This is a genomic window from Flavobacterium araucananum (genome assembly GCF_002222055.1).
Classification (GTDB): domain Bacteria; phylum Bacteroidota; class Bacteroidia; order Flavobacteriales; family Flavobacteriaceae; genus Flavobacterium; species Flavobacterium araucananum.
In genome coordinates this window covers 76,782-94,289 of record NZ_MUGS01000015.1, presented here as the reverse complement: position 1 = coordinate 94,289, position 17,508 = coordinate 76,782, and the positions used below count along the sequence as shown (strand labels likewise).

Sequence of the window (17,508 nt, the reverse complement as noted above, 5' to 3'; positions counted from 1 at the left end):
AAACAGAAGCGAAAGCTTCTGTTTTTTTGTTTTATAAAGCTTCACATTCAAAGCCAACAACTTTCATTAAAAAAATTACTTTCTCGATAATATTATCTTTACACTCAAATCGCAAAATATTATCGCAGTCTTCAAGATCAAAGTTCCATTTTGAATTTGGGAATAGCTGATTTAATTTAGGTGCAATTCTCTTTACTTTTGATATACTATCAACGTTTGTTTTAAATACAAAAATCATAGTTACGAATGGTTTTTAATTTTACTTAGAATTTTAGAATCAATATAAAAAGTTCCAAACGGAATCATACATGCCAAAAGTACTTTCCAGGTTGTATCTCTAAACTTCCAATTTTGCTCTACACCCACACTTAAGGCATTAAAAATAAAGAGCAAAAATAAAGCACCATGAATTGTCCCGATGGGTCTGGTTAGAAAAGGCATTTCAAAAATATATTTTAATGGAACAGCTATAAAAAGTAAAGTCAATAAGGAAACCCCTTCGAGAAAGCCTATAATTCGTAATCTTCCGGTATTTGTGTGTAATAAGTGTATCATAAAAATTTATCTAAAGTAAGGTCTGTTTGCTAAAAATGAAAAGGGCCATGGAATCGCTAAAAAAATGATGACTAAGGCAATAGAAAACCAAATTAGCATGGTTTTGAATTTATCAGGATCATTGACTTTTCTTTTTGCCAAAGCGGAACCAATCGTTATTAAAACAATCGAAGTGAGCATTAAAAAAATGTGTATTAAACCAAAAAAGGCAGCATCAATATTTTGAATGGCAACTGAAAAATTTATCCAAAAATATTTTACAATCGGGCTTTGCACATATATTAATATTCCAAAAATTAATTGAATATGAGCAATTGTTGCAGTCCAATGCCGTATTAAATTATCTCTTTTTGTAAAGATTAGTTGTAAACTATACCCTTTGTAAGCGATAAAAATGGAGTATAATAAGCTTCCTAAAACAAACCATCGCAGAATCGAATGGCAAAATAATAACGTTGTATACATTGTTTTAAAATTAAGACAATGCAAATATATTCAAAAACATACTAAGTAGTATGTTTTATGTTTAAAAATCATTTAAGGCTGTTTAAATAATTTTTAAATTCCTTTAAATAAGAAATATAACTATTATTATTATCCTGAAGTTTTCCAAAATTTCGTATCCCCCAATATCCTGACATGATAAAGAAGGCTACTTGTTGGCCATTCACATCTTTCCTGACCAATCCGGAATCCTGCGCATTCAAAATCGCTTTTTCAATAGTTTGTTGCCATTGCTCTACCAATTCTGCCAGAGCTTTACTAAACTGATTGTTCCAGGGTGTCATCTCCTGAGTCAAGTTCCCAACGGGGCAACCATACTGTACTTGCAAAAAAGGATCTTCAAGCAGCAAATACGAAATCATATTATACAAATCAATAACAGGATCTTTTGAGTCTTGAATAGGTTGTATAAAACTTTCTAGCATTGTAGGTTTTAAAATCTCATCGATAATGGCAACTCCCATTTCATCTTTTGTCTTAAAATGATAATAAAAAGCTCCTTTTGTAACCTGAGTAGTAGCTATAATATCATCGATACTTGTGGTTTGATATCCTTTTGAATAAATTAGCTCAAATGCTTTATTAAGAATTGTAAGTCGGGTGTTGGCAGCTTTGGACATAAAAAATACTAGTTGGTATGAAATAACAAATAAAGATAAAAAAAAGAAGCAAAACAAATTCAGCTATTTAGAAGCAACAATTACCAATAGGTTCCTTTTTTTTGAAAGGAGATAAAAACTGCTTATTTATTTCCTCAAAATTTTTAAATTTTGAAGATCAGTAACTCCTTTTTATTTCATCTTCAGATACTATTTTATAGTGTCAATTTCAATTGATTTTGTAAATTAGCCAACACTATTTTGTAAAAACAATACTATATCATGGATTTAAACTTCAATAAAAACGAAGATCACAATAAACTATTACTTTCAGACTTAAAACAAAGATTTGCTAAAGTAAAATTAGGCGGAGGCGAAAAACGTATAGAAAAACTGCATGCCGAAGGTAAAATGACAGCTCGCGAACGTATCGCATATTTGCTGGACGAAGGCTCAAAAAGTATTGAAATTGGAGGTTTTGTTGGAGATGGTATGTATGCGGAGCATGGTGGTTGCCCGTCTGGTGGAGTTGTCATCAAAATAGGATATATAAGAGGCAAACAATGTATTGTTGTTGCAAATGATGCTACTGTAAAAGCCGGTGCCTGGTTCCCTATTACCGGAAAGAAAAATCTTCGTGCACAGGAAATTGCAATGGAAAACAGATTGCCAATTATTTATTTGGTAGATAGTGCAGGTGTTTATTTGCCGCTTCAGGATGAAATTTTTCCGGACAAAGAGCATTTTGGCAGAATTTTTAGAAATAATGCACAAATGAGCAGTATGGGAATCACTCAAATCGCTGCCGTAATGGGGAGTTGTGTTGCTGGTGGCGCTTACTTGCCTATTATGAGCGACGAGGCTTTGATTGTTGACAAAACGGGAAGTATTTTCCTTGCCGGAAGTTATCTTGTAAAAGCTGCGATTGGAGAAACCATTGACAATGAAACTTTGGGTGGCGCAACAACACACTGCGAAATTTCGGGAGTTACTGATTATAAAGCCAAAGATGATAAAGATGCGTTAGACAAAATAAAAAACATTGTAGATAAAATAGGTGATTATGACAAAGCAGGATATAACCGGATAAAAGCCGAAAAACCTGCTTTAGACCCAGCAGCTATATACGGAATTCTGCCAAAAGCCAGAAATGAGCAATATGATATGATGGAAATCATCAATCGTTTGGTAGATAATTCAGAGTTCGAAGCCTACAAAGAGGGCTACGGTCAAACAATAATTACGGGTTATGCCAGAATCGATGGCTGGGCTGTGGGAATTGTTGCCAATCAAAGAAAAGTAGTAAAAACCAAAAAAGGCGAAATGCAATTTGGTGGTGTTATATACTCTGATAGTGCTGATAAAGCGACTCGTTTTATTGCCAATTGCAATCAAAAGAAAATTCCGTTAGTCTTTGTACAGGATGTTACCGGTTTCATGGTAGGATCAAAGTCGGAGCATGGCGGGATTATAAAAGATGGTGCTAAAATGGTTAATGCCGTTAGTAATTCTGTAGTTCCAAAATTTACAGTAATTGTTGGTAACTCGTATGGAGCAGGAAATTATGCCATGTGTGGAAAAGCTTATGATCCGAGATTAATTTTTGCCTGGCCAAGTGCAGAACTTGCCGTTATGGGCGGGACTCAGGCTGCAAAGGTTTTAGCGCAAATTGAAGCTTCTTCGCTTAAAGCAAAAGGAGAAATTGTAGACGAAGCCAAAGAAACAGAACTTTTTAATAAAATAAAAGCACGATATGATGAGCAAACTTCACCTTATTATGCTGCTTCCAGATTATGGACAGACGCTATTATTGATCCTTTAGATACCCGTACCTGGATTTCGATGGGCATCGAAGCGGCTAATCACGCTCCTATTCAAAAACAATTTAATCTTGGAGTTATTCAGGTATAAATTTTGTAAAATTTCATTGTTACGTTAAAAAAATACAAAAATCTCACTTTCAGATACTTAAAAACAAATATTTCATTAAAAATTAGTAACTTTATATGTAATTTTTAATCAGTAGTATCATGGAAAATGTTAAAAGTCTAAATAAATGGGCAAATGCGCACACTTATTTACCAGTAGATTTGGCACGTATTGTTTTGGGTGTTTTTTTATTTATGAAAGGAGTTTCATTTGTAACAAACGTTCAGTATTTACATGATTTAATTTCTCCTATAGATCAATTTGGTGGCGGAATGTTTTTATTACATTACATTGCACCAGCTCACATGATTGGAGGTATAATGATCGTTTTTGGATTACTTACCCGCTGGGCAATTGCCGCACAATTACCAATATTATTTGGGGCAATACTTATTAATTTTATGGGACACATGCATTCTGAAAACTTAATATTGGCGATAGTAATTTTATTGGTTTGTGTTTTCTTCCTGTTTTATGGAAGTGGAAAACATTCTGCTGATTATTATTTTAAAATGCAACAATAATCTTATTTTATCCTCAACTATATTTATCAAAACGTTGAGGATAAAATAATAAGACTACATTTAAAGTTAATTAATTCTTTAAAATTTCTTTAATTGTATTTTATGAGTTAAATTCGCCGCCATGAATTGGATTCGTAAAGCCGTTATTTTTGTATCACTTTTGATCATTGCCTTTTTTGCTACTCAGGCAAACGAGTCTGTTGTACAAAGAGATGAAACGCAAAAAACAGATTCCAATTTCTCTATCGACCACGCAGATTCATTAGCTTTTATACAACCGCAGGCAAATTATCAATTTGCAGCAAATATAAAAACCAACCCATCAAACTTAGTTAAATGGTTTGATGCCTTATTGATGGTGATTCCTCAGCACAAAGCAGTAAAATCAACATCAAACTTTGCAAATCAATTTGCAACACAGAGCAAGAAAGTTCTTTTAATGCTCTATCCCTTCCATTTTTTCTGGTAGATAATTTATGAAGTTTCAAGTAGAAAACAATCTGTTTTCTAACAAACTGAACCATTTTCTAATCTGAAAACCGGTTCTTATTTCATCATAATTTATCAAATATTAAAACCCACAATGGAAACAAGTGTAACCATAATTGGTATTGTGATTGCGATCATAGTAGCCATTCCTATTTATTTTTCGGCACGATCAAGTGCTGCAAACAAAACAAAAATTTTAACCATAAAAAAGAAGTTCAATCCTACTCATCCGGAAGAATTTGATTTAACAGAATCTCAAAGCAATAAAACGCTTACGATAGATCAAAAAAACCGAAAATTTATTTTAATGAATTTCAATCCTAATCAGCAGGAATCGACCTATCTGGATTTAAAAAGTGTTTCGTCATGCAAATTAGTTTTGACAACAGAAGGACATGCTGACACGATCATAAAAATTGATTTTGAATTTCAGGAAAAAGAAACACTTAAAAAAATTACAATCCCATTCTATGATTTTGATGATGACCGCATTAAACAAATAAGTGCTTATCAAGACCATCAGTTTGCAAAAAAATGGCTTAAAATCATCCAAGATTCTATTTCACGTTAGTTATTTAATTCAGAAAAGAGGCTCCTGGTGAGTCTCTTTTTATTTGTTAGATACATGATATTTGTCATTTTATATGAGGTTCATAAATTTTAATTTTGACAGATACAAAATCCGACTTTATGAAAATCTCTCTGACTCAAAAGTACAATGTCCCAGGTCCCAGATACACAAGTTATCCAACTGTTCCGTACTGGAACGAAAGCGATTTTACAGCGCAAAAGTGGATAGAGTCATTTCAGAGAGCATTTATAGAAAGTAATTCTCAAAACGGAATTAGTTTGTATATCCATTTACCCTTTTGCGAAAGTATGTGCACCTTTTGTGGCTGCAATAAACGCATTACCAAAAATCATTCTGTTGAAGAAGTTTATATAACAGCCCTCTTAAAAGAGTGGGATATGTACTGCCAATTATTGCCCGAAAAACCAATTATAAAAGAAATCCATTTAGGCGGAGGCACTCCTACCTTTTTCTCTACGAGCAATTTAGAACATCTTATCAATACCCTATTTTCTAAAGCTGAGAAAGCCGTAAATTATGAATTTAGTTTTGAAGGTCATCCTAACAATACTACATACGAACAACTTAAAAAATTATATGATTTAGGCTTTCGCCGGGTAAGTTTTGGTGTTCAGGATTATGCAGAAAAAGTTCAAAAAGCGATTCACAGAATCCAGCCCTTTCACAATGTCGCAAAAGTAACTTTTTGGGCAAAAGAAATAGGTTATACTTCAATTGGTCACGATATTATATTTGGATTACCTTTTCAAACGATTGAAAATGTAATTGATACTGTAGAAAAAACAAACTCCTTAAAACCGGATCGTTTGGCTTTTTACAGCTATGCTCATGTGCCTTGGATAAAAGGAAACGGGCAACGTGGTTTTAATGACGAAAATCTCCCTAAAGATGCAGAAAAACGCATATTGTATGAAACCGGAAAACAAATGCTTTCTAAAAATGGTTATCATGAAATAGGAATGGATCATTTTGCATTAGCATCTGATAGTTTATACAAAGCAACAGAACATAAAAAACTGCATCGTAATTTTATGGGATACAGCGCTTCAAAAACACAACTTATGATTGGTTTAGGTGTTTCGTCTATTAGCGATAGCTGGTACAGTTTTGCTCAAAACACAAAAAGTATAGAAGACTATTATCAATTATTAGAAAATGATAAATTACCTGTTGTAAAAGGTCATATTTTAACCAATGAGGATTTGATTATTAGAAAGCATATCTTAAACTTAACATGCGAATTTGAAACTTCCTGGAGTAATGAAGCATTATATTTTAAAGAAATCCCTAATGTTTTGGCAGATTTAAAAGAAATAGAGAAAGACCAACTAATTGTAATTGAAGAAAATAAAATCAAAATTACAGATGCAGGAAGACCTTTTGTTCGTAATATTTGTATGGCTTTTGATCTGCACCTAAAAAGAAAATCACCGGAAACAAATTTGTTTTCAATGACAGTTTAATGACAATTAGGAGTTCCCTGTACAAACAAACTCATATTAGAAGGGGAAATATAAGGAATTCCTAAACCTAGCCCTCTAAGGATAAATAAAACACCAATTATTACCGCTACATAGGGAATTGCTTTCTGAATTTTATTTCTAAAAGGCAGTCTTAACAAAGAATGTACATAAACCACGATTGTCATTAATGGCATCGTTCCTAAGCCGAATAAAATCATATACAAAACCCCAAAACTGGCACTTTGCATTGCAATAGCACCAAATAGAGCAACATAAACCATACCGCAGGGTAAAAAGCCATTTAGTAAACCTATGATAAAAAGTGATTTGTAGGTTTTCTTTTTAAACTGATTTCCTAAACTTGATTTTATTCTTGAAATAATTTTATAGACAGGTTTTGAAAAATTGTATTTAGAAAAAACTTTTTCAGGAATCAAAACCACCAAAATCATCGCTACACCAATAAAAACAGACATTTTTTGTTGTAATCCAGCGAGAAAAAAGCCTCTTCCTAATAAACCAAAAATCAAACCTATTGTTGCATAAGCAGTCAAACGACCTAAATGATAGGTTATAATTTGAGTTACTCGTTTAGTTTCATTTTGTCGATCTACCGGTAACATCATAGCAATTGGACCACACATTCCAATGCAGTGCAAACTACTAATTAAACCTAATATAAAAGCGGAGTAAAACATTTGCTATATATTTTCTATTAGTCACAGATTAATTGGATTAAAAGTGATTGTTTTTTTATTCCAATTAAATATCAATTTATATGGTGTAGTCCCTACGGGACATTTTTTTAATGCGAATTATTTTTTCTACCGATATGCAACTCCTAACGGAGTATATTCTCCAAAGATTAGAGCATTTTAAAGAATAGCTCCATTTATAAACGTTAACAAAGTATATCTCGTAGAGATAACATGTCGGTAAAAAAGAATTACCGATATGCAACTCCTAACGGAGTATATTCTCCAGAGATTAGAGCATTTTAAAGAATAGCTCCATTTATAAACGTTAACAAAGTATATTTCGTAGAGATAACATGTCGGTAAAAAAGAATCATAAAATCCCCTTTTGTCCTTAGGAACTATATATTCCAATCCAACATTAGATACTTTTCCAAAAAAATCTGTGTGAATCATTATAATCTGTGGCAGAAAAACATCCTATTTAATTTACATAAATGACTTCTTTCGAAAGGTATTTTGTTCCTTTGTATTCCCATTCCATATTAACATCCCAACGTCCTTTTATCAACTTCTTTTGAGGTATAAGTAAAGATGAATTCGTTAATGCAATTTGCGTATCAAAATCAAATTTTTTGTTTGAAGGTCTGTACAGTAATACATTCCCTTTTATTTTATCACTTTCAAAAGTTGCGGGAAAAGCTATTTTTACGCCATTTTCATTATAGGTGATAGAAGGTCTTTGTTGCAAATCATGCGCATTTTGAATTCGAGCCATTTCTTCCTGAAAATGAGAATCGTGTTTGTAATATTCTTCAACAACCAAATCATTATCGTACTTACTATTGGACTGTACTTCAAAAACAAAATATAAAATAAAGGTCATAAACAATGCAAATGCAATGACAATTCCGGTTCCCCAATTTATTTTCATAATAGTATATTTTTAATTAAAACTTCGTGGTCCTAAAAAATTAGTTGTTGTAGTTTCAAGCAGTTCTTTACCGTTATAAACTCCAATTTCAACTTTGGTTTTATCACTTTCCAGAAGAGCCTGATCGATCTCTATAAATAATGTTCCTTGTGAGATTCCTTCTTTTAAAACTTTAAAATGCTGTTTTCCAACATTTTTAATAGTGCCTTTTTGGTCTATTAATTCAAAATGAATATCATGATAATCTTTCATCGTTTTATTCACGATCTTATACGTATAAACATTACTGATCCTATCTCCTTTATGCTGAAACAATTGACCCGGTAAACGTAAAACAACAGCCTGAACATCTGTTCGTAAAAATAACATTCCAACAAAAACACTTAACAAGATAAATAGAACGGCTATGTAGCCTTTCATTCTTGTTGTAAATTTAAAAGGTACTTTCTTTGCAATTTCATCCTCAGAGGCATATCGAATAAGACCTTTTGGCAAACCAACACTTTCCATAATTGTATCACATTCATCGATACAAGCGGTACAATTAGTACACTCTAATTGTGTTCCGTTTCTAATGTCAATTCCCATTGGGCAAACATGAACACATTGATGACAATCGATACAATCTCCTTTTCCTGTTGTAACTCTGTCTTCTTTTTTATTGAATTTTGCGCGACCGGCTTCTTTTTCTCCTCGTACAAAGTCATACGCTACATTGATCGATTTATCGTCTAAAAGTACGCCTTGCAATCTTCCGTACGGACAGGCAATAATACAAACCTGTTCCCGAAACCAAACAAATACAAAATAAAAAACGGCGGTAAAAATTAGCAATGCAGTAAAATTACTTGACTGCTCGATTGGTCCTTGTTCAACCATTAAAAAAAGTTGATCACTACCTACTAAATAAGCTAAAAATACATTGGCAATACCAAACGAAATCAAGAAAAAGATTGTCCATTTAACAAGTCTCTTTCTGATTTTTTCACCATTCCATTCTTGCCTTGCTAATCGGGATTGAGCTCCACGATCACCATCAATCCAATACTCGATTCGACGAAAGACCATTTCTAAGAAGATGGTTTGCGGGCAAATCCATCCGCAAAAAATCCTGCCAAATACAACGGTAAACAAGATTATAAAAACAATACCTACAAGCATTGAAATTACAAAAAGATAAAAATCCTGTGGCCAAAACGGAAATCCAAAAATATTAAAGCGACGTTCTAAAACATTGAACATCATAAATTGGTTTCCGTTTACTTTTATAAACGGATTAGCAATTAAAATAGCCAATAATACATAACTGACTATTTTTCGATATTCATAGAATTTACCAGACGGTTTTTTAGGAAAAATAAATTTTCGATTACCTCCTTCATCAATCGTTCCAATGGTATCTCTAAAAGCTTCGTCTGGTAAATTTGACATGATTTATTCTAATTATTTTTTAACTTGAGTACTATCTGTTGGTGTACTCGCTGTGGTATCTTTTTTTGCAACACTGTCGTCTACCCAAATCTCGCCTTCGGGAGCTTTTGGTTCTTTAGGGTTACTACCCTGCAACGACAAAATATAACTGGCAACTTTTTGAATTTCTTTTGGTTTTAAACCATTTGTTTTCCAGGAAACCATTCCTTTTCCGTCTCGTCCTCCGTTGGTAATAGTGTGAAATACATTTTTAATTCCTCCACCCAAAATCCAATGATCATCAGTTAAGTTTGGTCCAATTTGCCCTCCCGCATCAGCACGGTGACAAGCAGCACAATTGGTTGTAAATATTTCTTTACCTGCTGCTAAACTTTCCGGATCAGTAAGCAAAACAACTGTTTTTTCATCCATTAAATCCGGTGCTGTTTTTAAGTATTCGTCTACATCAATTTTTGCCTGAGCCATTTCTTTTTTAAGCTCCATTTCCTGATCATCTCCTCCAAAAACTTCGTAGCGGGCAAAATAAATTACGCCAAAAACAATACAGATATAAAATAAATAGACCCACCAAGGCGGCAAATTATTATCTAACTCTTTGATTCCATCATAATCGTGATCCAACAATAAGTCACCTTCTCTTTCTATAGGCTGAGTTTTGGTAAGCTTGTGCATTAAATCTTTGTACCAGGTACTTTCTGTTAAGCTCAAGCTGTTTTCATGGTTTAGCTTTGCCTTTTCTTCTGGCGACATTAATTGGTACATAATGCGATTAACAGCGCTTAATGTAATTTCGATAGCAATCAGAATAAAAAGAAAAACGAACAAAAAGACGGAAACCATTGGGTATTTTATAAAAGCCGGTCTGTCGCCTGAATCTATAAAGTATTCCATTAAAGCAAATACGATGAAGAAAATCAGCGGTACTCTTACATATACTGGGAAAAATTTTTTCATTTTAAATATCTTTTGAAATTATACTACACCCTTCATCTAAAGGTATTTCACTCATTTCCTGTATTTTTTCTTTTTTATAGGAGAATACCCAAAAGCCTAATCCTACAAAAAAGAAAAAGAATATCAAGAGAGAAAGTATCGGGTAAATTTCTATACCCGAAATATTCTCCATATTGTGTTTTATTTGTTCAAACATAATGCTGTTATTTAGAAGTATCTTTTACTTTTATATCAGTTCCAAGTCTTTGTATATAAGCAATCAAAGCAACAATTTCTCTTTCGTTCATCGGGATGAATTTTTCGCCTTTTGCAGCTGCTTTTTTCTTACTATCCGCATAACTTTTTACATAGTCTGGATCATTTTCTAAACTTTTTTCGATTGCAACAGCCTGAGTTCTCAATATTTTTTGAGCATTTGCAACTTCATATTCTGTATAAGGAACTCCAAGTGTAACCATGACTTGGATTTTCTTTTGAGTTAATGAAATATCCATTGGCTCATTATCAAACAACCATTTGTAACCTGGCATAATCGAACCGGCAGAAATACTCTGTGGATTCCAGAAGTGATTAAAATGCCAATTGTCATTATACTTTCCTCCTACTCTTAACAAATCAGGGCCTGTACGTTTTGATCCCCAAAGGAACGGATGGTCGTAAACAAACTCTCCTGCTTTTGATTGTGGTCCGTAACGCTCTACTTCACTTCTAAAAGGACGAACTGATTGTGAGTGACAACCAACACAACCTTCTCTAATATACAGGTCACGGCCTTCAAGTTCTAATGGGGTATAAGGTTTAACACTTGAAATGGTTGGAATGTTAGACTTAACCATTATCGTTGGTACAATTTGAATAACACCTCCAATTAAAATAGCTACAGTTGCTAAAATCGTTAACTGGATTGGTCTTCTTTCTAACCAGGTATGAAATTTTTCTCCTCTAAGTCTGCTGTTACTTATTCTTTGTAAAGCCGGAGCTTGTACCAATTCATCTTCTATGTTTTCACCAGCTCTTACCGTCATTATAATATTATAAACTAATGTCAGCATTCCAATTAAATACAAAGTACCTCCTATTGCTCTCATCCAATACAATGGCATAATTGCAGTTACTGTTTCAAGGAAGTTACCATAGGTTAATGTACCATCCGGATTAAATTGTTTCCACATTGATGCTTGTTGAAAACCAGCCACATACATTGGTAAAGCATATAAAATAATTCCTAATGTACCAATCCAGAAATGGAAATTTGCTAATTTTTTTGAAAACAAGTTGCTTTTGGTCATTCGGGGAATCAACCAATAAATAATACCAAAAGACATAAATCCGTTCCAGGCTAAAGCTCCTACGTGAACGTGTGCAATAATCCAGTCTGTATAATGTGCAATAGCGTTTACATTTTTAAGCGAAAGCATTGGCCCTTCAAAAGTTGCCATTCCGTAACCTGTTATGGCTACCACAAAGAATTTTAGAACCGGCTCTTCACGAACTTTATCCCATGCACCTCTTAATGTTAAAAGTCCGTTGATCATACCTCCCCAAGATGGAGCGATAAGCATTACAGAAAATGCAACACCCAGATTTTGGGCCCAGTTTGGTAAAGCAGAATATAATAAATGGTGAGGACCTGCCCAGATATAAATAAAGATCAAAGACCAAAAGTGGATAATTGATAATCTATAAGAATAGACAGGACGGTTAGCTACTTTAGGGATAAAGTAATACATTAAACCTAAGAATGGTGTTGTTAAGAAAAATGCAACTGCATTATGCCCGTACCACCATTGTACTAAGGCATCCTGAACACCTGCGTAAACGGAATAACTTTTTAAGGCAGATACCGGAATTTCTATATTATTAAAAATATGCAACACCGCTACGGTAACAAATGTGGCAAGATAAAACCAAATTGCAACATACAAATGGCGTTCTCTGCGACGTAACATTGTACCAATCATATTGATCCCCATAACCACCCAAATAAGAGCGATTGCAATATCAATAGGCCACTCCAGTTCTGCATATTCTTTTGATGAAGTATATCCTAATGGTAATGTAATAGCGGCTGCAACAATAATAAGCTGCCAACCCCAAAAATGCAGGTTACTTAAGAAATCACTAAACATCCTGGCTTTCAGCAATCGCTGAAGCGAGTAATACATACCCGCAAAAAAGGCATTCCCAACAAAGGCAAAAATAACAGCATTGGTGTGCAAAGGTCTTAACCTACCGTAGCTAAGCCACGAAATACCATCTGTAATGTTGGGAAAAAGGTACATAACCGCTAAGGTTAGCCCTACTAACATACCTACTACTCCAAAAAGAATAGTGGCGTAAATGAATTTTTTTACAATTTTGTTGTCGTAATAAAACTGTTCCATTTCCATAATTATACTTGTTTTTCTTCTGTTGGTGAATTATTATTTTTGGGAGTAATCTTAGTCTCATCGTCAAAGAGCATTCTGACTGAGGGCGTATAATCATCATCGTATTGTCCAGATTTGACAGCTACGATAAAGGCAATAAAGAAGCATATTGCAACAAAAATACTTACTGAAATTAATAGATAAATAACACTCATACCTTAAGTTTATGTTAACAAAATTAGTCGTTTACAGGCTTTTAAAATATGATAATTATCATGGGAGAAGGCGTATGTTAAATTTATGCAAAAAAAGCCTTGAATTATTTATAATCGTTTTAAATTATTGTTACTGAAATAGTTAGACATTAAAGTAACAAAACTAACGATCGTAATTGTGCTTAAAGGCATGATTATAGCCGCCACTAAAGGAAGTAAGTTTCCGGTAACTGCAAAAGAGAGTCCTACAATATTATAAAGTAATGATAAAACAAAACTCATTTTGATTATTGTAATTGATTTTTGAGATAATTTAAGGAAATAATCCAGTCGAAAAAACTCTGATGCATCTAAAATGGCATCGCAAGCAGGAGAAAAAACATTGACATTTTCAGAAATAGAAATTCCAACATTACTTTGTGCCAAAGCGCCTGCATCATTCAACCCGTCTCCTACCATCATTACATTATTACCTTTTTCCTGCAGTGCTTTAATAAAATCCAGTTTTTGTTCCGGCTTTTGATTAAAAATCAGTTCGGTACCTTTAGGCAGGATTGCTTCAAGATTATACCTTTCGCCATCATTATCGCCCGAAAGTACTTTTATTTGATAACTACTGCTGAGCGTTAGAAACAGTTTTTCAAGACCTTCCCTATATTGATTCTGAAAAATAAATTTCCCTACATATTGATTGTCAATATTAATATGTAATGCTGTCTTTTCAATTTCAGATCCCTCTAAAACCGGGCTGTCTATAAATGCTGCTGAACCAATCTTTATAAGGACATTACCAACCAAAGCCTGAATTCCTTTTCCGGTTATCTCCTGAAAATCATCTATTTTAATCTTTTTTGTTTCTTCTAAAAAGTCATATAACATTCGGCTTAAAGGGTGATTTGAGCCTCGCAGCGTATTTTTAATCAGTATATAATTTTCGCTCGAAATCGTATTTCCTTCGTATGCAATATTCGATTTTTTATTGGTAGTGATTGTTCCGGTTTTATCAAATACAATGGTATCAACTTTAGCCAATTGTTCGATTACCAAAGCGTTTTTAAGATACATTTTTTGTTTCCCCATGATTCTCAAAATATTACCAAATGTAAACGGTGCAGTCAGCGCTAAGGCACAAGGACAAGCGACAATTAGAACGGCTGTAAAAACATTAAATGCAGTATTGGCATCAATAAGTATCCAATATCCAAAACCTGCAAAAGCAATCAGTAATAGTATAGGTGTAAAATAGCGACTTATGGCATCTGTTATTGTTTTATGCTTTTGAAATACTTTTTTCTGAAAGATTTCATTGCTCCACAATTGTGTCAGGTAACTTTGAGAAACAGAATGCAAAACTTCCATTTCGATTACTTTACCAATTTGTTTACCGCCGGCAAAAACCTTATCCCCGGATTTTTTAGTAATAGGCACGGCTTCACCCGTTACAAAACTATAATCTATTTCGGCTTTATCACTAATCAAAATACCATCAACCGGAATTAATTCCTGATTTCTAATCAATAATCTGTCTCCTTTTAAAACATCATATATTGGAACGCTTTCTTCTGATGTATCTGAATTAATTTTTGTGACAGCAATAGGAAAGTAGGATTTAAAATCTCTCTCGAAACTTAAAAAACTATAGGTTTTGATCTGGAACATTTTTCCGAGCAGCATAAAAAAAACTAAACCTGTTAAGCTGTCAAAAAAACCTGATCCGTAGTTCATTACAATATCAAAAGTACTTCGAACAAACATAACGATTATCCCTAAGGCAATTGGAATATCGATATTTAACATCTTAGATCTTATACTTTTATAAGCCGAAACATAATAACCACTTGCAGAGTAAAAGAAACTTGGCAGGGCCAACAGAAAGATTAAAATCCTAAAAAATGGTTTGTAGTTATCCAACCAGAATTCTTTAATTTCAAAATATTCGGGAAAGGATAAAAGCATGATATTTCCGAAACAAAAAAAGGCAACACCCAATTTGTAGGTCAAAGTTCTGTCTACATTTGTTTTGCCTGTTTCGTAGTTTTCTAAACTAATATAAGGTTCGTAACCAATCGAACTTAACATATAAGTGATTGTTTTGAGTGAGACAAGATCTGAATTGAAGGTGATTCGAACTCTTTTTTCAGGAAAATTTACTTGTGAAATACTTATTCCGGGTTGAATTTTGTTTAAATTTTCCAGGATCCAAATACAGGAACTACAATGAATATGAGGGATATTTAAGGAAACTATTGAAGTATTTGCTTCTTGAAATTCTAATACTTTTGACAAGATGGCTTCATTATCCAAAAAATCATATTTTCCCTGAATGTCTTGTGGAGTAGCACCTGGCGATTTTTCAAAATCATAATAACAGGTCATATCATGAAGACTAAAAATTTCGTAAACGGTTTGACAACCCTTGCAACAAAACTTTTTTTCATCAAAATTGATTTCTTCATTTTTAACAATGGTTAACCCACAATGAAAACAACTCTGCTCACTCATAAAATTTGCTTTTTTTGATGCCACAAATGTTAAAAAAACGAGAGATTATAAAAATGATATTTATCATATTACAACGAAATCGAATTCTAAATTTAGCGAAATAAAATCGGCAAATTGAAATAATAGTTTTTTTCTGCTTTTTTTAAGGAATAATAATACCTAGCAATGCGAATATTGGTTAATTTTGCAGTAAATTTTTTTGCCATGAATAAATGTGATCAATGCATCGTACGACAACTTTCTTCTCTTAAAGCACTTAATAAAGAGGAAGTTGTAAAATTGGCTAATAGTAAGACTACCTACAAAATTAAAAAAGGGGAATCCATTTTTGAAGAAGGCGAAGTAACTAATGGCGTTTTTTGTATCAAAGATGGTGTTGGAAAACTCTCTAAATTAAGTGCAAATGGAAAAGATCAGATTGTAAAACTGGTACAATCGGGCGAACTTTTAGGGCAACGCTCTATGATTAGCAATGAACCTGCGAATTTATCTGCAAAAGCAGTTGCCGATATGGAAGTTTGTTTTATTCCGAAAAACGAGATTTTACACTTCTTTAATAACAATAATCAGTTCTCGATGAATTTGATGCAATCTGTTTGCGAAGATTTAAAAGAATCTGAAAACGATAAAATTGCTTTAGTTCAAAAAACAGTAAAACAACGTTTAGCCGAAACCTTATTGCAATTGCACGACGCTTTTGGTGAAAGTGCAGATAAAACCCTAAAAGTTCAACTTACAAGAGAAGAACTTGCCGGTATTATTGGTACAGCTACAGAAAGTTGTATACGGTTATTATCAGACTTTAATAAACTGGAATTGATTGAATTAGTGGGAAAAAAAATTATGCTTAAAAATATTAAAGCATTAAAAAAAATGGCCGAATAATCAGAGCTTTTTAGCTTCGTTCCAGAATACATCCATTTCTGCCAAAGTCATATCCATTAAAGGTTTTCCTAATTGACCAGCTTTGCTTTCCAGATATTGAAAACGCTTTATAAATTTTTTATTGGTACGTTCCAGAGCATCTTCGGGATTTACATTTAGAAAACGGGCATAATTGATCATAGAAAATAAAACATCCCCAAATTCGGCTTCAATTTTATCCTGATCACCTGATCTCACTTCTACTTGCAATTCTTCTAATTCTTCTTGTACTTTGTCCCAAACCTGATGTGGTTCTTCCCAATCAAAGCCTACACCTTTTACCTTATCCTGAATTCGGCTTGCTTTTACCAAAGCCGGTAAACTTCTTGGCACACCTTCCAGAACTGATTTTTTTCCTTCTTTAAGCTTTAATTTTTCCCAATTTTGCTTTACTTCTTCTTCATCTTTTACAACTGTATCACTATAAATGTGAGGATGACGGTGAATTAATTTTTCGCAAATCTCATTGCAAACATCTGCGATATCAAAATCATTGGTTTCTGAGCCTATTTTTGCATAAAAAACAATATGCAGTAACAAATCGCCTAATTCTTTTTTTACTTCATTTAAATCATTATCGAGAATAGCATCTCCCAACTCGTAGGTTTCTTCGATCGTAAGGTGTCTCAGGGTTTGCAAAGTTTGTTTTTTATCCCAGGGACATTGCTCACGAAGTTCATCCATGATAATTAATAATCGCTCGAATGCCTTAAGTTGAAGTTCTTTGCTCATGTTGTGTTTTATATAACATCAAAATTAATTTATTTTATTAATTAAGTGCTTTTATATGCAAAAAAAAGAAGGTCTTTCGACCCTCTTTTTTTGGTGA

Annotated in this window: 19 protein-coding genes; 6 read left to right on the top strand and 13 right to left on the bottom strand. The window is 33.3% G+C overall.

The features are described from left to right. Positions 1–31: 31 nt before the first annotated feature. The 4 genes from B0A64_RS10515 to B0A64_RS10500 all read right to left on the bottom strand — a co-directional run bounded on the left by B0A64_RS10515 (position 32) and on the right by B0A64_RS10500 (position 1,679). Entirely contained in the window at positions 32–238 is a 207-nt protein-coding gene (locus tag B0A64_RS10515) for a hypothetical protein (protein ID WP_089479474.1), read from the bottom strand. 2 nt (positions 239–240) lie between these two features. Beyond that, positions 241–555 (bottom strand): DUF3817 domain-containing protein, encoded by a 315-nt coding sequence (locus B0A64_RS10510; protein ID WP_089479473.1) that lies wholly within the window; start codon positions 553–555, stop codon positions 241–243. Between the two features lie 6 nt (positions 556–561). Next, positions 562–1,020 (bottom strand): hypothetical protein, encoded by a 459-nt coding sequence (locus B0A64_RS10505; protein WP_089479472.1) that lies wholly within the window; start codon positions 1,018–1,020, stop codon positions 562–564. A gap of 68 nt (positions 1,021–1,088) precedes the next feature. Continuing rightward, on the bottom strand, positions 1,089–1,679 hold the full coding sequence (locus tag B0A64_RS10500) for a TetR/AcrR family transcriptional regulator (RefSeq protein ID WP_089479471.1): 591 nt from the start codon (positions 1,677–1,679) through the stop codon (positions 1,089–1,091). A 261-nt stretch (positions 1,680–1,940) separates the two neighbouring features. Here B0A64_RS10500 and B0A64_RS10495 point away from each other — a divergent pair, with 261 nt between their 5' ends. The 5 genes from B0A64_RS10495 to hemN all read left to right on the top strand — a co-directional run bounded on the left by B0A64_RS10495 (position 1,941) and on the right by hemN (position 6,655). After that, complete coding sequence (locus B0A64_RS10495; protein ID WP_089479470.1) at positions 1,941–3,569, top strand: acyl-CoA carboxylase subunit beta; 1,629 nt, start codon at positions 1,941–1,943, stop codon at positions 3,567–3,569. A gap of 119 nt (positions 3,570–3,688) precedes the next feature. Next, positions 3,689–4,111, top strand: a complete 423-nt coding sequence (locus B0A64_RS10490; protein ID WP_089479469.1) for a DoxX family protein — start codon at positions 3,689–3,691, stop codon at positions 4,109–4,111. Between the two features lie 121 nt (positions 4,112–4,232). Beyond that, on the top strand, positions 4,233–4,580 hold the full coding sequence (locus B0A64_RS10485; RefSeq protein ID WP_089479468.1) for a hypothetical protein: 348 nt from the start codon (positions 4,233–4,235) through the stop codon (positions 4,578–4,580). A gap of 114 nt (positions 4,581–4,694) precedes the next feature. Continuing rightward, positions 4,695–5,171 (top strand): hypothetical protein, encoded by a 477-nt coding sequence (locus B0A64_RS10480; RefSeq protein WP_089479467.1) that lies wholly within the window; start codon positions 4,695–4,697, stop codon positions 5,169–5,171. Positions 5,172–5,290: 119 nt separating this feature from the next. Further along, positions 5,291–6,655: an oxygen-independent coproporphyrinogen III oxidase gene (gene hemN / locus B0A64_RS10475; RefSeq protein ID WP_089479466.1), complete on the top strand. Its 1,365-nt coding sequence runs from the start codon at positions 5,291–5,293 to the stop codon at positions 6,653–6,655. On the opposite strand, the gene B0A64_RS10470 is transcribed toward hemN, so the two are convergent. The 8 genes from B0A64_RS10470 to B0A64_RS10435 form a co-directional block, all read right to left on the bottom strand. Further along, positions 6,652–7,353 (bottom strand): sulfite exporter TauE/SafE family protein, encoded by a 702-nt coding sequence (locus tag B0A64_RS10470; RefSeq protein ID WP_089479465.1) that lies wholly within the window; start codon positions 7,351–7,353, stop codon positions 6,652–6,654. The two genes, hemN and B0A64_RS10470, sit on opposite strands and share 4 nt — an antisense overlap. Before the next feature lie 481 nt (positions 7,354–7,834). After that, positions 7,835–8,284, bottom strand: a complete 450-nt coding sequence (locus tag B0A64_RS10465; protein WP_089479464.1) for a FixH family protein — start codon at positions 8,282–8,284, stop codon at positions 7,835–7,837. 12 nt (positions 8,285–8,296) lie between these two features. Further along, complete coding sequence (ccoG, locus tag B0A64_RS10460) at positions 8,297–9,715, bottom strand: cytochrome c oxidase accessory protein CcoG (RefSeq protein ID WP_089479463.1); 1,419 nt, start codon at positions 9,713–9,715, stop codon at positions 8,297–8,299. A 12-nt stretch (positions 9,716–9,727) separates the two neighbouring features. Then, positions 9,728–10,669 (bottom strand): cbb3-type cytochrome c oxidase N-terminal domain-containing protein, encoded by a 942-nt coding sequence (locus B0A64_RS10455; protein WP_089479462.1) that lies wholly within the window; start codon positions 10,667–10,669, stop codon positions 9,728–9,730. A 1-nt stretch (position 10,670) separates the two neighbouring features. Then, complete coding sequence (locus B0A64_RS10450) at positions 10,671–10,865, bottom strand: CcoQ/FixQ family Cbb3-type cytochrome c oxidase assembly chaperone (RefSeq protein WP_089479461.1); 195 nt, start codon at positions 10,863–10,865, stop codon at positions 10,671–10,673. Positions 10,866–10,872: 7 nt separating this feature from the next. Beyond that, positions 10,873–13,059, bottom strand: coding sequence for a cytochrome-c oxidase, cbb3-type subunit I (gene ccoN, locus B0A64_RS10445; protein WP_089479460.1), 2,187 nt, complete (start codon positions 13,057–13,059; stop codon positions 10,873–10,875). 2 nt (positions 13,060–13,061) lie between these two features. Further along, complete coding sequence (gene ccoS, locus B0A64_RS10440; protein WP_089479459.1) at positions 13,062–13,253, bottom strand: cbb3-type cytochrome oxidase assembly protein CcoS; 192 nt, start codon at positions 13,251–13,253, stop codon at positions 13,062–13,064. A 108-nt stretch (positions 13,254–13,361) separates the two neighbouring features. Next, a complete protein-coding gene (locus B0A64_RS10435; protein WP_089479458.1) occupies positions 13,362–15,755 on the bottom strand; it encodes a heavy metal translocating P-type ATPase in 2,394 nt (797 codons plus the stop codon). A 204-nt stretch (positions 15,756–15,959) separates the two neighbouring features. Between B0A64_RS10435 and B0A64_RS10430 the strand changes: the two genes are divergently transcribed. Continuing rightward, complete coding sequence (locus tag B0A64_RS10430) at positions 15,960–16,640, top strand: Crp/Fnr family transcriptional regulator (RefSeq protein ID WP_089479457.1); 681 nt, start codon at positions 15,960–15,962, stop codon at positions 16,638–16,640. Here the strand turns inward: B0A64_RS10430 and mazG are convergent, their stop codons facing one another. Then, on the bottom strand, positions 16,641–17,411 hold the full coding sequence (gene mazG, locus B0A64_RS10425) for a nucleoside triphosphate pyrophosphohydrolase (RefSeq protein ID WP_089479456.1): 771 nt from the start codon (positions 17,409–17,411) through the stop codon (positions 16,641–16,643). Positions 17,412–17,508 lie beyond the last annotated feature (97 nt).

Bases quoted from the DNA above. Each gene is read 5' to 3' on its own strand.
- B0A64_RS10510 (WP_089479473.1), bottom strand. From the start codon at position 555: ATGATACACTTATTACACACAAATACCGGAAGATTACGAATTATAGGC.
- B0A64_RS10450 (WP_089479461.1), bottom strand. From the start codon at position 10,865: ATGTTTGAACAAATAAAACACAATATGGAGAATATTTCGGGTATAGAA.
- B0A64_RS10465 (WP_089479464.1), bottom strand. From the start codon at position 8,284: ATGAAAATAAATTGGGGAACCGGAATTGTCATTGCATTTGCATTGTTT.
- B0A64_RS10435 (WP_089479458.1), bottom strand. From the start codon at position 15,755: ATGAGTGAGCAGAGTTGTTTTCATTGTGGGTTAACCATTGTTAAAAAT.
- hemN (WP_089479466.1), top strand. From the start codon at position 5,291: ATGAAAATCTCTCTGACTCAAAAGTACAATGTCCCAGGTCCCAGATAC.
- B0A64_RS10515 (WP_089479474.1), bottom strand. From the start codon at position 238: ATGATTTTTGTATTTAAAACAAACGTTGATAGTATATCAAAAGTAAAG.
- B0A64_RS10500 (WP_089479471.1), bottom strand. From the start codon at position 1,679: ATGTCCAAAGCTGCCAACACCCGACTTACAATTCTTAATAAAGCATTT.
- B0A64_RS10470 (WP_089479465.1), bottom strand. From the start codon at position 7,353: ATGTTTTACTCCGCTTTTATATTAGGTTTAATTAGTAGTTTGCACTGC.
- B0A64_RS10430 (WP_089479457.1), top strand. From the start codon at position 15,960: ATGAATAAATGTGATCAATGCATCGTACGACAACTTTCTTCTCTTAAA.
- B0A64_RS10495 (WP_089479470.1), top strand. From the start codon at position 1,941: ATGGATTTAAACTTCAATAAAAACGAAGATCACAATAAACTATTACTT.
- B0A64_RS10505 (WP_089479472.1), bottom strand. From the start codon at position 1,020: ATGTATACAACGTTATTATTTTGCCATTCGATTCTGCGATGGTTTGTT.
- B0A64_RS10480 (WP_089479467.1), top strand. From the start codon at position 4,695: ATGGAAACAAGTGTAACCATAATTGGTATTGTGATTGCGATCATAGTA.
- B0A64_RS10485 (WP_089479468.1), top strand. From the start codon at position 4,233: ATGAATTGGATTCGTAAAGCCGTTATTTTTGTATCACTTTTGATCATT.
- ccoG (WP_089479463.1), bottom strand. From the start codon at position 9,715: ATGTCAAATTTACCAGACGAAGCTTTTAGAGATACCATTGGAACGATT.
- mazG (WP_089479456.1), bottom strand. From the start codon at position 17,411: ATGAGCAAAGAACTTCAACTTAAGGCATTCGAGCGATTATTAATTATC.
- B0A64_RS10490 (WP_089479469.1), top strand. From the start codon at position 3,689: ATGGAAAATGTTAAAAGTCTAAATAAATGGGCAAATGCGCACACTTAT.
- ccoN (WP_089479460.1), bottom strand. From the start codon at position 13,059: ATGGAAATGGAACAGTTTTATTACGACAACAAAATTGTAAAAAAATTC.
- B0A64_RS10455 (WP_089479462.1), bottom strand. From the start codon at position 10,669: ATGAAAAAATTTTTCCCAGTATATGTAAGAGTACCGCTGATTTTCTTC.
- ccoS (WP_089479459.1), bottom strand. From the start codon at position 13,253: ATGAGTGTTATTTATCTATTAATTTCAGTAAGTATTTTTGTTGCAATA.